11 protein-coding genes are annotated in these 13,261 nt (G+C 70.2%); 1 reads left to right on the top strand and 10 read right to left on the bottom strand.

The window, feature by feature from the left end:
- Positions 1 to 143: 143 nt before the first annotated feature.
- The 7 genes from N5D30_RS04635 to N5D30_RS04665 all read right to left on the bottom strand — a co-directional run bounded on the left by N5D30_RS04635 (position 144) and on the right by N5D30_RS04665 (position 9,445).
- Positions 144 to 2,537, bottom strand: a complete 2,394-nt coding sequence (locus N5D30_RS04635; protein ID WP_279901732.1) for a TonB-dependent receptor — start codon at positions 2,535 to 2,537, stop codon at positions 144 to 146.
- Between the two features lie 160 nt (positions 2,538 to 2,697).
- Entirely contained in the window at positions 2,698 to 3,639 is a 942-nt protein-coding gene (locus N5D30_RS04640) for a FecR family protein (RefSeq protein WP_279907887.1), read from the bottom strand.
- Entirely contained in the window at positions 3,636 to 4,154 is a 519-nt protein-coding gene (locus N5D30_RS04645; protein WP_220812309.1) for an RNA polymerase sigma factor, read from the bottom strand. The genes N5D30_RS04640 and N5D30_RS04645 overlap by 4 nt, the downstream gene beginning before the upstream one ends.
- A 504-nt stretch (positions 4,155 to 4,658) precedes the next feature.
- Entirely contained in the window at positions 4,659 to 5,354 is a 696-nt protein-coding gene (locus tag N5D30_RS04650) for a 3'-5' exonuclease (protein ID WP_279907890.1), read from the bottom strand.
- 109 nt (positions 5,355 to 5,463) lie between these two features.
- The gene (locus tag N5D30_RS04655; protein WP_279907892.1) at positions 5,464 to 7,383 is read right to left on the bottom strand and encodes a DUF294 nucleotidyltransferase-like domain-containing protein; all 1,920 of its coding nucleotides are present in this window, start codon (positions 7,381 to 7,383) and stop codon (positions 5,464 to 5,466) included.
- A 62-nt stretch (positions 7,384 to 7,445) separates the two neighbouring features.
- Entirely contained in the window at positions 7,446 to 8,570 is a 1,125-nt protein-coding gene (locus N5D30_RS04660) for a YbfB/YjiJ family MFS transporter (RefSeq protein WP_279907893.1), read from the bottom strand.
- Positions 8,567 to 9,445, bottom strand: a complete 879-nt coding sequence (locus N5D30_RS04665; RefSeq protein ID WP_279907894.1) for a LysR family transcriptional regulator — start codon at positions 9,443 to 9,445, stop codon at positions 8,567 to 8,569. The genes N5D30_RS04660 and N5D30_RS04665 overlap by 4 nt, the downstream gene beginning before the upstream one ends.
- A gap of 79 nt (positions 9,446 to 9,524) precedes the next feature.
- On the opposite strand from N5D30_RS04665, the gene N5D30_RS04670 reads away from it, so the two are divergent.
- The gene (locus tag N5D30_RS04670) at positions 9,525 to 10,583 is read left to right on the top strand and encodes a nitronate monooxygenase (RefSeq protein WP_279907895.1); all 1,059 of its coding nucleotides are present in this window, start codon (positions 9,525 to 9,527) and stop codon (positions 10,581 to 10,583) included.
- A 241-nt stretch (positions 10,584 to 10,824) separates the two neighbouring features.
- On the opposite strand, the gene N5D30_RS04675 is transcribed toward N5D30_RS04670, so the two are convergent.
- The 3 genes from N5D30_RS04675 to N5D30_RS04685 all read right to left on the bottom strand — a co-directional run bounded on the left by N5D30_RS04675 (position 10,825) and on the right by N5D30_RS04685 (position 13,242).
- The gene (locus tag N5D30_RS04675) at positions 10,825 to 11,418 is read right to left on the bottom strand and encodes a DUF937 domain-containing protein (RefSeq protein ID WP_279907896.1); all 594 of its coding nucleotides are present in this window, start codon (positions 11,416 to 11,418) and stop codon (positions 10,825 to 10,827) included.
- A 235-nt stretch (positions 11,419 to 11,653) separates the two neighbouring features.
- Positions 11,654 to 12,073, bottom strand: a complete 420-nt coding sequence (locus N5D30_RS04680) for a phosphate ABC transporter substrate-binding protein (protein WP_279907897.1) — start codon at positions 12,071 to 12,073, stop codon at positions 11,654 to 11,656.
- A gap of 11 nt (positions 12,074 to 12,084) precedes the next feature.
- Positions 12,085 to 13,242 carry a hypothetical protein gene (locus N5D30_RS04685; RefSeq protein WP_279907899.1) on the bottom strand — a complete coding sequence of 386 codons (1,158 nt, stop codon included), beginning with the start codon at positions 13,240 to 13,242 and terminating at the stop codon, positions 12,085 to 12,087.
- Positions 13,243 to 13,261 lie beyond the last annotated feature (19 nt).

A 13,261-nucleotide genomic window follows, 5' to 3' on the forward strand; every position in this document is an offset into this window, starting at 1 on the left:
GTCGTACCGGCGCAGGCCGGTATCCAGTTGCCCGCGCCGAGCAGCCTGTCGGTTTTCTGGACCCCGGCCTGCGCCGGGGTGACGAGCTGGAAGGCAGGGTTCCAGTAAAAAACCGAGTTGCTCAAGAGATCGTAAACGGGCTCTTAGAACTCCAGCTGCGCGGAGAAGGTCACGGTGCGAGGGTCGCCCAGGTAGGAGCTGTTCAGCCAGTACGACTTGTTCGCCAGGTTGCTCACGTTGGCGCGCAGGGTCACGCTGTTGTCGGCCACCGGGATGCGGTAGCGGGCACCGGCATCGAAGGTGGTGAACGACGGCAGGCTGTGCTGGTTGGCCTCGTCGCTGTACTGCTTGCCGGTGTAGTAGGCGCCGCCGGTGACGGCGAAGCCCGGCACGGCGTTGATGTCGTACTCGGCGTACAGCTTGGCCAGTTGCGAGGCGACGTTGGTCGGCTTCTGGCCTTCGTTGGCGGCGACGCTGGATTTCTTCACTTCCGGGTCGAGCAGGGTCACGCCGCCGACCAGGGTCAGTTCGGGCAGCACCTTGCCGGTGATGCCGAATTCCAGGCCGTTGTTCTCCTGGCGGCCGTCCTGCACGTAGTAGCCCGCGCCGTTGGTGTAGGCGTTGGGCTTGTCGATGTTGAACAGGGCCAGGGTCAGCAGGGCCTCGCCGACGCTAGCCTTGACGCCCACTTCGTACTGCTCGCTGACTTCCGGTGCCATCGCCGCGCCGGCGTTGAGCGCGGTGTTCGGCGCGATGCCGCCGGCCTGCAGGCCCTCGATGTAGGTGGCGTAGGTGGTCAGCCAGGGCAGCGGCTTGTAGATCAGGGAGACGTTCGGCGAGGTTTCCGACTCGTTGTAGCTGGTCGCGGTTTCCGCGTAGCCGAAGGCCCCGGCCCAGACGAAGTCGTTGCTGTAGGTCTTGATCCGGGTGTGGGTCAGGCCGAGGATCGACGACCACTGCTCGTTGAAGGTGATCACGTCACCGACCAGGAAGTTGTCCGACTGGGTGCGCGACGACACGCGCTGGTCGCCGTGGCCGATGGAGTAGCTGGGCTTGTCCACCTGCGGGGTTTCGCCGAACGGCGACGGCGTGCCGACCACGTCGACGTACTGCGGGCCCGGGTAGGGCACGTAGTCGGTGTAGTCGCGGCTGCGCACCACGTTGCCCTGGTAGCCGACGGTGGCCTTGTGGCCGATGCTGCCGGTGGCGAAGGCGGCGTCGAGGAACAGGTTGCCCGAGGTCTCCTCGGTCTCGACCGGGGCGAAGGCGTACAGCGGCTGGGTGTAGCTGCCGGCGCTGTACACGGTCGGGCCGGTGTAGGTGTATTCCTGGGTGTACTGGCTGTAGCCGAGGGCGCCACGCAGGCTGAACACGTCGTTCAGGCGCCAGTTGAAGCGGCTGCCGACGCGGTCGTGCTCGCTGTCGGAGAAGGCCCACTTCTGGCTGTACAGCTTGTCGTTGTCGAGGTCGTCGGCGTCCGGGCGGAACGACTGGTCGCCGAAGTACCAGTAGCTGGTCAGGCCGCGGGTCTCGTTCTTCTTGTGCGAGGCGTCGAACTGGATCAGCAGGTCGTCGCTGACGTTCCAGTCCAGGGCCAGGCTGATCATCTGGCGGCGGCGCTTCTGCAGGTCGATGGCGGTCTCGCCGTCCTGGGTCAGCAGGTTGACCCGGTAGGCGAACACGCCCGCGTCGTCGATCGGGCCGCCGAAGTCGCCGTGCAGGTAGTAGTTCTCGCCACCGGCGTTGCCCAGGGTCACGCTGTTGTAGCGCTCGTAGGTCGGCCGCTTGATCACGTAGTTGACCAGGCCGCCGGGGCTGGCCGGGCCGTAGAGGAAGCCGGACAGGCCGGTGAGGATCTCTATCTGTTCCATTTCCTCGACGAAGTTGCCGCTGTCGTAGCCGGTGGAGTAGCGCAGGCCGTCGTTGGCGATGCTCATGTTGCCGGCGCCGCTGAAGCCGCGGATGGCCACTGCGCTGGCGTAGCCGGCGTTCTTCGGCGAGTAGATCTGGGTGAAGGGGTTGCGCTTGAACACGTCGTCGATCGAGGTGGTCTGGGTGTTCTGCAGCAGTTCCCGGGACACCACGCTCATCGAGTAGGGGGTGTCCTGCAGGCGCATGCCGCCGAGGGCGCCGACGTTCTTGACCGCTTCGCTGCGGTAGCCGGCCTCGGCGCTGCCGGGGGCCTGGACGCGGGCGTTGATGCTGGTGCTCGGCAGGGTCAGCTCGTCGGCGGCGGGGGCCAGGCTGTAGCTGCCGCCGGCGTTCTGCACCAGCTGCAGACCGCTGCCTTGCAGGGCGGCGTCAAGCGCGGCCAGCGGCGAGTAGTCGCCGCGCACCGGCTGGGCGGTCTTGCCGGCGGTCAGCGCCGGGTCGATGCTGAGCACGATGCCCGCTTCGCTGGCGATGGTGCTGAGGGTGCTGGCCAGCGGGGCGGACGGCAGCTGGTAGCTCTGGGCGTGGGCCAGCGCCGGCACTGTGGCGAGGGCGATGGCGGCGGCCAGCAAGCTGGGGCGCAGCAGGTGCAGGGTACGGGACATGGTGAACGGCTCCTGAAGAAAGAAAAAAGTCTCTCGATGTCTTCCTTGCCGAAGCAGAAGCGGAAAGTGACAGGGGCCCGCGAAAATTTTTTCGAAGGACCGCCTGGGAGCCTGTCCGCAGGTCTGCGGGCCGGGCGCGCAGTGGGCTTTCAGCCGGCCCTCAGCGCTCCGCCGGCACCACCCGTATCCACCAGTCGGTATAGCGTTCGATGCGCACCGGCAGGCTCGGCGGCAGGGCGGCCAGGGCCTGCGCGCTGTCGCGCAGGGGGAAGCTGCCGCTGATGCGCAGGTCGGCGATGCGCGGGTCCACGCTCAGGTAGCCGGTGTGGTAGTCGTCCAGGCGCCCCAGCAGGTCGGCCAGGCGCTCGTTGTCGGCCACCAGCATGCCGTGGCTCCAGGCATCGGCGCCCAGCGGCGCCGGCGCGCCCTCGCCGAGACGGTCGCGGCGCATCAGCACCTGACTACCTGCCTCGATCACCCGTTCGTCGGGCTGGGCCTGGGGCTGGGCGGCGACCGCCGACTGCAGCACGATCAGGCGCGTCGCCTCACCCTCGCGGCGCACCAGGAAGCGGGTGCCCAAGGCGCGCAGGCTGCCCTGGGCGGTGACCACGAGGAACGGCCGGGTGTCGCCGTGGGCGGTCTCCACCAGGATTTCGCCGCTGCGCAGGTACAGACGGCGTTCGTCCGGGGTGAACTGGATGTCCAGCGCGCTGCGGCTGTTCAGGCTGACCCGGGTGTTGTCGGGCAGTTGCAGCTCGCGCACCTCGCCGGTGCCGGTGTAGGCGTCGGCCAGGTAGTCGCCCAGCGGGCGCTGCTGGTTGGCCAGCAGGCCGAGGCCGAGACCCACGGCGAGCAGCAGGCCGAGGGCGCGGCCGCCGATCCTGCGCTGTGGGCGGGTCAGGGCGCGCCGCGCTGGTGCCGGGGCGGCGGCGCCCAGCTGCTGGTCGAGTTCGCCGAGCTGCTGCCAGACCCGCGCGTGCTCCGGGTGGGCCGCCAGCCAGACGCCGAAGGCCAGCCGGTCCTGCTCGCTGGCCTCGCCGGAGCCCAGGCACAGCTGCCAGCCGATAGCCTCGTCGAGCACCCGCAGCGGCACGGCGCTCACCGGGGCTCCCCGTAGACGGCGATGTAGCACTGGCGCAGGCCCTGGGCCAGGTACTGGCGCACCCGCGACACCGACACGCCGAGGCGCTCGGCGATCTCGGCGTGGCCCAGGCCGTCCAGACGGTTATAGAGGAAGGCGGCGCGGGCCCGGGCTGACAGCTGGCCGAGCAGGCGGTCGACCTCGCGCAGGGCCTCCAGGGTCATGGCCTGCTCTTCCAGGCCGGGCTGCTCGGGCTCCGGCAGCTGCGCCAGTTCTTCCAGATAGGTGCGTTCCAGGGCGCTGCGGCGGAAATGGTCGATCAGCAGGCCGCGGGCGATGGTGGTGAGCAGGGCACGGGGTTCCCGCGGCGCCTGCAGGTCGGGGCGGCCGAGCAGGCGGACGAAGGTGTCCTGGCCGAGGTCGGCGGCGCGCTGCGGGCACTGCAGGCTCTTGCGCAGCCAGGCGAGCAGCCAGTCGCGGTGATCGCGATAGAGCAGGCCGACCAGCTCGTTGTGGGTGTTTTCCCCGACGGACACTGTCACCTCCGCCAATGGGGGCAGAAAGAGAGAAGCGAGAATGCTTCTCATATAGTGTCAGATTGCCGCAGGTCATCGCAATCGTTGTCGATGGGTGGCGCAGGGTGATCGGGTGATATGGGCGGGGGCAGGTCAGGAAATCCCGTCATCCCTGCGCAGGCGGGGGGCCAGCTGTTGTTTATTGGGTCCCCGCCTGCGCGGGGACGACGGGGGAGGGGCGTGCAGCGGGTGCGGGGTGGTGTGGCCCGGTACGGGCAGGGCACTGGAACATCCCGTCATTCCCGCGAAGGCGGGAATCCAGGTGCGCGGTGTTTTTTGGGTCCCCGCCTTCGCGAGGACGACGGAGTGGGACGGGCAGTGGTGGCGGGTGGGGTGGCCCGGTACGGACAGGGCAGCTGGAACATCCCGTCATTCCCGCGAAAGCGGGAATCCAGATGCACGGTGTTTTTGGGGGCCCCGCCTTCGCGGGGATGACGGTGTGAGGGCGTGCAGTGGGTGCGGGGTTCAGAGGGACGGGGCGAGCTGGCGGCGGCGCCATGACTGCGCCCGGCGCTGCAGTTCGGCCAGGCTGTCCAGGCCCTGGCGGCGCGCCTTGCTGAACAGGATCAGCGCCAGTTCGGCGGTGGCCAGGGCGTCGGCGCTGGCGTGGTGGCGTTCGCTGGCCAGCAGGCGGAAGTGGCCCAGCCACTCGTCCAGGCCACGGTAGGCCGGCGCCTCGGGGCACAGCAGCGGTGCCAGCACGGCGGCGTCGAGGAAGGGGTGGGTCAGGCGGTAGCCGAGGGTCTCGCGCAGGGCGCGCTCCAGCATGTGCTGGTCGAACGGTGCGTGGAAGGCCAGCAGCGGGCTGTCGCCGACGAAGGTCATGAAGTCCAGCAGCGCCTCGTCCGGCTCGCGGCCGGCGGCCACCGCGCTGGGCGCGATGCCGTGGATCAGGGTGCTGGGGCCGGCCCGGTGGCCGGGCTGGCGCAGGGTGCATTCGAATTGCTGGGACAGGTCGATGGCGCCGTCCTCGATCACCACCGCGCCGATCGCCAGCAGGTGGTCGCGCTGCAGGTTGAGGCCGCTGGTCTCCAGGTCCACCACCACCAGGCGCTGGCGGGCCAGCGGGCGGTCGTCCAGCGGCGCCGGGGCCGGCAGGTGCAGGCTGCGCGGGTCGAGGGCCGGGCGACCGGGACGGAGGCGGGCGAGCAGCTTCTTCATGGATACCCCAGGGTGCGCTGTGCGCACCGGCACAAGGCGCTGGCCGGCGGGAGCGCACGGCGCACCCTGCGAGAGCGGGTCCACGGCGCGCGTGGGGGCATGGTCTTCCTCATAGCTGGTAGCGCAGCGCGAGGCTGGCCTGCAGGCGCTGGGCCTGGCGGAAGGACTCGCGCAGGATGCGCCGGTCCAGGTGGTTGAGGCTGTCCGGATCGAGGCGGTTGGAGAAGGCCAGGCCCTGGGCGGCCTGCTGCTGGTGCAGTTGCAGGCGCATCTGCTGGATCAGGTGGTAGGCCTCCTCGTAGGCCGCGCCGTCCTGGGCGTCGATCACCCGCTGGCGCACCAGCTCGGCGAAGCGGCGCAGGGTGCTGCTCTCGCCGATGCCGTGGGCCAGGGCCAGCAGGCGGGCGCCGTCGACGAACGGGGTGAGGCCTTCTTCCTTGAGGTCGAGGGTGTCCTTCTCGGCTCCCTTGCGGGCCACCACGAAGTCGCGAAAGCGCCCCAGCGGCGGGCGGTGGCGCAGGGCGTTGGCCGCCAGCAGGCGCTGGAACAGGCTGTTGTCGGCGACCTCGGCGAGCAGTTGCTGGCGCAGCTGCTCGCAGCCTGCCTCGGCGCCCCAGATCACCCGCAGGTCGAAGTAGATGCTCGACCCCAGCAGGCTCTCTGGCGTGGCCTCGCGGATGAAGGTGGAGAAGCGCCGCGTCCATTCCTGGCGCGACAGGCACAGCGCCGGGTTGCCGGCCATGATGTTGCCGCGGCAGAGGGCGAAGCCGCAGTCGGCGAGCAGCTGGTTGATGCGCCGCGCGCGGGGTAGCAGGAGCTGGCGGATGCGCTCGGCGTCGGCGGCGTCCGCTGCCTCGAACAGGATGCCGTTGTCCTGGTCGGTGTGCAGGGTCTGTTCGCGGCGCCCCTCGCTGCCGAAGCACAGCCAGCTGAACGGCACGCCGGGGTCGCCCATTTCCTCCAGCACCAGTTCGATCACCCGGCATACGGTGTGGTCGTTGAGCAGGGTGACCAGCTGGGTGATCTGGGTCGAGCTGGCGCCGTGGGCCAGCATGCGCTCGACCAACTGGCGGATGTCGCCGCGCAGCGCCACCAGGGTCTCGATGCGCCCGGCGTGGCGGATGGTGCGGGCCAGGTGGACCAGGTCGACCCGCTGCAGGGAGAACAGGTCGCGCTCGGAGACCACGCCGACCAAGCGCTCGTCCTCCACCAGGCAGACGTGGGCGATGTGCCGCTCGGTCATCGCCAGGGCGGCGTCGAAGGCGCTGGCGCCGGGCGACAGGTGGAACGGGCGCTGGGTCATCAGCGCGTGGATCGGCTGCTCCAGCGATTCGCCGTCGGCCACCACCCGGCGCAGGTCGCGCAGGGTGAAGATGCCGTGGGGGCGGTCGCCCTGGTCGACGATGACGATGCTGCCGACGTGCTGTTCGTGCATGCGCCGCACCGCCTCGCGCAGCGGCGTCTCGGCGGCGCAGGCCACCGGCTGCTGCGGCGCCAGTTCGCGTAGCGGGGTATCCAGCGAGTATTGCGCGCCGAGGTTCTCGGCGGCGCGCAGCTGCACCTGCTGGTTGACCTGGTCGAGCAGGCTGCTGACCCCGCGCAGGGCGAAGTCGCGGAACGGCGCCGACTGGGCGAACAGGCGGACGAAGGCGTCCTTGCCCAGCAGCAGGCAGAAGGTGTCCTCGCCGGCCAGGTGCTCGGTGCGGGTGGCGCGCTCGCCGAGCAGCGCGGCCAGGGGGAAGCACTCGCCGCTGGCGATCTCGAAGGTGGTCTCGCTGCCGCGCCGGGCCGAGTGCGGGCGCTCGCCCACCACCTGGCCCTGCTTGACGATGTAGAAGTGCTGCACCGGCCCGTCGTCGGGCTTGATGATGCTCTCGCCGGCGGCATAGAAGCGCAGCTGGCAATGCTCCACCAGGTAGGCCAGCTGGGCGCTGTCCATCTGGTTGAACGGCGGGTACTTGCGCAGGAACTCGCTGGTGCCGTGGATGTTCTGCAGTACGGCCGTCTTGCCGGCGGAGGTGGAGGACATGCGACGCTCCGATGGTCGAGTCGAGCCATCGTCGCGCCTGCGCCGCGGGGCGCCTATTGGACCTAGGTCGCAGGCGCTGGGCGCGGCAGGCTCAGCAGCGCGCCCAGGGCCAGGCCGGCGGCCGCCGCCAGTAGGGCCGGGGCGAAGTGCTGGTAGCGGCTGTGCAGGGCATCGGCGAGCAGCGGGCCGGCGATCTGTCCGACGCCGTAGCTGGCGGTCATCCAGGCCGCGAGCTGGGGCCGGCGCTGCGACTCGCCGCGGGCCGCCGCCATGGCGATGGTCACCGTGCCCATGAAGGTGCCGCCGACCAGCAGCGCGCTGAGCAGGCAGGCGGGCACGCCGGGAGCGAACGCCGGCAGGGCCACGCCGACGGCCTGCAGCCCCAGGTTGAACGCCAGCGCCGCGCGCGTGCCCAGGCACTCGCGCAGGTAGTGCCAGAGGAAGCACGAGGGCGCCGCGCCGAGGCCGAAGGCGGCCCAGAGCTGCAGCGGGTCGACGCTGCCCAGACCGTCGCGCAGCAGCAGCGGCAGATAGGTGGCGGTGACGATGTAGCCGAAACCGGCCAGGCCGTAGAGCGCCACCAGGCGGCCGGCGGGCAATGCGCGTTGCGCCGGTGCCGTCTCGGCTGCGGAGTCGGTCGGCCGCTTCAGCGCTCCGAGCGCGGGCAGGCTGAGCAGCGCGGCGACCAGGGCCAGCAACAGCCACAGCGCGGGGCTGTGCCAGCCGACCGCGCGGCCGGCGACGATCAGCTCGGCGGACAGCAGGATACCCAGCCCGACGCCGGCGTACAGCACCGGCGCCGCCTGCGGGTGGTGGTCGGCGCGCAGCAGCCAGAGCGAGGCGCCGACCAGGGCCAGGGCGCTGGCGACGCCGGCCAGGAAGCGCAGCGGCAGGATGCCGGCGACTCCCGGTGCGACGGCCATCGCCAGCAGGCAGGCCAGGCTGGCGAACAGCCCGGCACGGCACAGGGTGCCCGGCCGCCACGGGTGGCGCCAGGCCAGCAGCAGGGCGCCGAGCAGGTAGCCGGCGTAGTTCGCCGAGGCGGCCAGCGAGCCGCCGCGCAGGTCGAGCACGCCGTCGGCGATCATCTGCGGGTAGAGCCCGGTGAAGGCGAAGCGGCCGAAGCCCATGCCCACCGCCAGGATCAGGGCGCCGGCCAGCGCGTCCAGCAGCGCCCGGCGCTTCACGCGGGGCTCCGCAGCGCCTCGTGCAGCCGCTCGAAGGCCACGCTGGCGTAGCCGTGGCGGCGGATCAGCAGGGTATCCAGTTGCAGCAGCGGCACGCTGCGCACGGCCGGGGCCTGGCGCGGCAGTTCGAGCAGCGAGCGCGGCACCACGCCGACACAGGCGCCGGCCGCCACGCAGGCGAGAATGGCGTGGTAGGAGCCGACTTCCTGCACCCGCACGGGCGCGCCGCCGACGCCCAGCCAGCTCAGGGCGATGTGGCGGTAGCTGCAGCCCTGGACGAAGCCCGCCAGGGTGCGCACCCGCACCTGCTCGGGGTGGTCGACCGGAGGGTGGTCGGCGGGCAGCACCAGCAGCAGCTCCTCGCGGAACACCGGTTGTGCGTCCACCTCGGCCGGCAGCGCCTCTGCCTGCCAGCGTCCCTGTTGCCAGCTGTGGGGCTGGGCGATCAGAGCGCAGTCCAGGCGCCGCGCCAGCACGGCGTCGAGCAGCGCCAGGCTGGGGCCGGTGCCGACTTCCAGCGTCACCTGCGGGTGCTCGCGGTGGAAGCGCACCAGCGGCTGCGGCAGGCGCACGGCGGCGGTGCTCTCCATGCTGCCCAGGCGCAGGCTGCCTTCCGGCCGCTGCGGGTGCATGGCATGTCGCGCCTCGTCGGCCAGGGCCAGCAGTTGCTCGGCGTAGGCGAGGAAGGTGGTGCCCCGCTCGGTCAGGACCATGCGCTTGCCTTCGCGCAGGAACAGGGCGGTGCCCAGGTCTTCCTCCAGCTGCTGGATTCGCGTGGTGACGTTGGACTGGGCGCGCTGCAGGTGCTGGGCGGCGCGGGTCACGCTCTGCTCCAGGGCCACGGCGCGGAAGATGGCGAGGGTGGCGAGATCCATAGATTTAAATCTCAAAAAAAGAATAAAGTTGTGTTAATAATCTTTATTAGAGATCGATCAGTCAATCCCGGAGGTTTCCATGTCGTCCCTGAGCACGCTGCTGGGCATCCAGCACCCCATCATCCAGGCGCCCATGGTCGGCGTGTCCACGCCGCAACTGGCGGCGGCGGTTTCCGAGGCGGGCGGCCTGGGTTCGCTGGGGCTGGGCGCCAGCAGCCCGGCCCAGGCGCGCGAGCTGATCGAGCAGACCCGGGCGCTGACGGCGAAGCCGTTCAACCTCAACCTGTTCTGCCATGCCCCGGCGAACGCCGACGCGGCGCGCGAGTGGGCCTGGCTGGAGCGCTTGCGCCCGTTGTTCGCCGAGTTCGACGCCGAGCCGCCGGCCACCCTGCGCGAGATCTACCCGAGCTTCCTGGCCGACCCGGACATGCTGGAAGTGCTGCTGGAGCAGCGCCCGGCGGTGGTCAGCTTCCACTTCGGCCTGCCACCGCGGGACTGGATCGAGCGGCTGCGCCAGGTCGGCATCGTGCTGCTGGCCTGCGTGACCACGCCCGAGGAAGCGCAGCTGGCCGAGGCGGCCGGGGTGGATGCGCTGGTGGCCCAGGGCGTCGAAGCCGGCGGCCATCGCGGGGTGTTCGCCCCGGAGCGCGGCGACGCCGCCATCGGCACCCTCGCCCTGGTGCGCCTGCTGGCGAAGCGCAGCCGCCTGCCGGTCATCGCCGCCGGCGGCATCATGGATGGCGCCGGCATCCGCGCGGCCATGGCCCTGGGCGCCGCCGGCGTGCAGTTGGGAACGGCCTTCGTGCTGTGCCCGGAGTCCTCGGCCAACGCCGCCTACCGTGCGGCGCTGAAGGGCGAGAAGGCCGGGCGCACCGAGATCACCTCGAACCTCTCCGGCCGTCCGGCGCGGGGCCTGCCCAACCGCCTGTACGGCGACTTGGGCGCGGCCCTGCCGGACTACCCGATCTGCTACGACGCGGCCAAGGCTCTGCATGCGGTGGCCAGCGCCAGGGGCAGCCACGATTTCGCCGCCCAGTGGGCCGGGCAGGGTGCGCCCCTGGTCCGGGAGCTGCCGGCGTCCGAACTGGTGGCGGTGCTGGTGAGGGAAATGGCGGAGGCGTCGCGGCCTTCGCTGTAGCGCCCACGACGGCCAGGCGTCTTCGCCCGGCATCGAGCGCACGCCGGGCCTGATCTTGTGTTCACGATCTCGCGAGAGCATCAGAAGGGCGCAGTTGTAGGAGCGGCTTTAGCCGCGAACCGAGGTGGCACGGTAAAAAGCTTCGCGGCTGAAGCCGCTCCTACAGTGTGTGTTCGCGGTACATGGCAGAAGGAGAAGCGCGGGGCGGGCTGTGGCCCATCCCGCGCTTCGAGGCCCGGGATCAGCGCTGGGCTTTGCCGGCCATCCGCAGGATGTCGTCCAGCACGTTGCCGTCGCCGTTCATGTCCAGCATCGAGGCCAGCCCGCCCAACCCGCTCTGCTGGCCCTGGCCGTTGCCGCCGCCGAGCATCCCGCCCAGCAGGTCGCCGAGGCCGCCCGACGACTCGGACGGCTGCCCTGCGCTCGCCTTGCCCTGCTGGCTCAGGTAGCTGGTGACCAGCATGGCCAGGATCGGCAGCATCTTCTTCAGCAGGGAGGCGTCCAGGCCGGAGCGGTTGGCGGCGTCCTCGGCTACCGTGCGGCTGACGTCCTTGGAGCCGAAGATCTCCCCGAGGATGTCATTGCCGCCGCCGCCGTTACCGAGCGCTTGCCCGAGCACCTGGCCAAGCAGGCCACCGCCGCCGCCCAGCTGGCCGAGCAGCCCGCCGAGGCCATCGAGGCCGGAGGCCTGCGACTGCGCCTGTTTCTTCATGCCGCCGAGTATCGCCGGGAGCAGCGCGGCGGCTCCCTGCATGGCTTCGCTCTCGCTCACGCCGAGCGCCTGTGCCATGGGTTGGACGCCGCCCATCTGGGCGAGGATGTCTGTGGTCTGCATGGTTCGAAACTCCTTCTATCGTGGTGTGCCGGTCAGTGGCTCGGTCCGCTGGGAGGTTGCCGCCGTTCCCGGCGATACGCGCCGGCACCTGCTTGTACCCGTTCCGAACGATATCGCGTTTTCGTCGTCCGGGAGTGGGGTATCTGGCGTGGCGTCGGAGGCTTGCGGGACCGCGTCACATGAAAAAAGGCCGGAGGGTCGCCCCGCCGGCCTTCTTCGTTGCGCTGCCCCGGGATCAGGGCAGGGTGAACAGCACCTTGACCTGGTCGGTCACGGCGGCCTTGTCCACGTAGCCGATGGCGTCGGCCTCGGCGGCGACCTTGGCCACCACCTCGGCGTCGCCGCCCACGCTCGGCAGCGGCTGGCCCTTGCCGGTGAACACCAGGCCGGACCAGTAGGACTTCAGCTGGGCCTCGTTCTTGCTGGTGACCGCGGCGTAGAACTTCTCCTTGGTCGGGTTCCAGTCCTTCTGGTCGACGCCCTTCAGCGACTTGTTCTTGCCCAGGAAGATGTTGGCCACGTCGGACTGCGACGGGCTGGCCGAAGCGCCGGCGTTGACGATCACGGCGACCTCGGCCTGGACCATGCCGGTCTGGGCCAGGGCCGCGGCGCCGAGGCTGGCGGCGGCGAGGAGAACGCGAATGGATTGCTTCATATGCACGCTCCTCAGAACACGAAGTCGACGCCGGCGCTGATGATGTCGCCGTCGTAGTTGCGGGCCGGAACGCCCAGCGCGCCGCCGCTGATGTCGTTGACGGTGTTGTCGTACAGCTCCTGGGCGTTGCGCACGAACACGCCGTCGTAGCCGCCGGTGGTGTTGACGCGCTTGTACTCGCCCTTGACGACCACGGTCGGCAGCACGTTGTAGTTCAGGCCGAGGGTCCAGGAGTTCTGCCGGCCGTCGTCCTCGTCCAGCTGGGCGTAGGTGACGTGGGCCAGGAAGTCGCCGAAGCGGCGGCCGCCCATCAGGTAGAACGCCTCGGTGCTGTCGCCGGCGTTGTTCTCGATCACCAGGCGGGTCCACTCGTTGGCGGTCAGCCAGGTGCCGTTGTCGTACTGGTAGCCGACGGAGGTGAACTTGCCCTTGTCGTCGTCCAGGGACAGCAGGGTGGCCGAGCCCGGGTTGCCGAGCACGTCGACGAAGCTGCCGGAGATTTCGGTCTTGATGTCGGCCTCGGCGTAGCCGATGCGCACGGTGCCGAAGTCGTTGGTGGCCAGGCTCACGCTGGCGCCGAAGACCTTGGAGTAGTCGATGTCGAACTCGTCGTCGTAGGCGTAGTAGTCGCGGTTCTTGGCGACGCCGCCGGCCAGCTGGAAGGAGGCGGTGGCGAAGGACAGCGGCAGGTTGTAGACCAGGTCGGCGCCTTCGTAGTTGGACAGCTGGACCTGGCTGTAGACCTCGTCCGGCAGGCGCAGCCAGGGGTAGCTGAAGCCCACGTCGATGCTCTCGGAGTACATGTACACCGGGGTGCGCAGGCGGCCGAAGCGGAGCATCAGGTTGTCGGTGCTCTGCCACGACAGGTAGGCCCACTCCAGATTGCCCTTCCACTCGTCGCCGTAGGCCTTGGCGGTGGTCTGCAGGGTCAGGCCGACGGTGTCGGTGATGCCGTAGCTGAGCTGGGCACCGAACTTGCTCAGCTGGTCGCCGCGCCAGGAATCCTTGGTCTGGCCGGAAACGCCGTAGCCGCGGCCGTCATCCTCGCCACCCAGGTGGGTGACGCCGAGGGTGCCGAAGGCGTTGATCAGGGCCTCGCCTTGTTCCAGCGCGAATGTCGGGGTGCTGGCCAGGCAGACGGCCAGGCCAAGTACACGGGCAGTAGTCATGCAGTGATGCTCCGGTGGA

The sequence above is a fragment of the Pseudomonas sp. GD03875 genome (assembly GCF_029840585.1).
Classification (GTDB): Bacteria; Pseudomonadota; Gammaproteobacteria; order Pseudomonadales; family Pseudomonadaceae; genus Aquipseudomonas; species Aquipseudomonas paralcaligenes.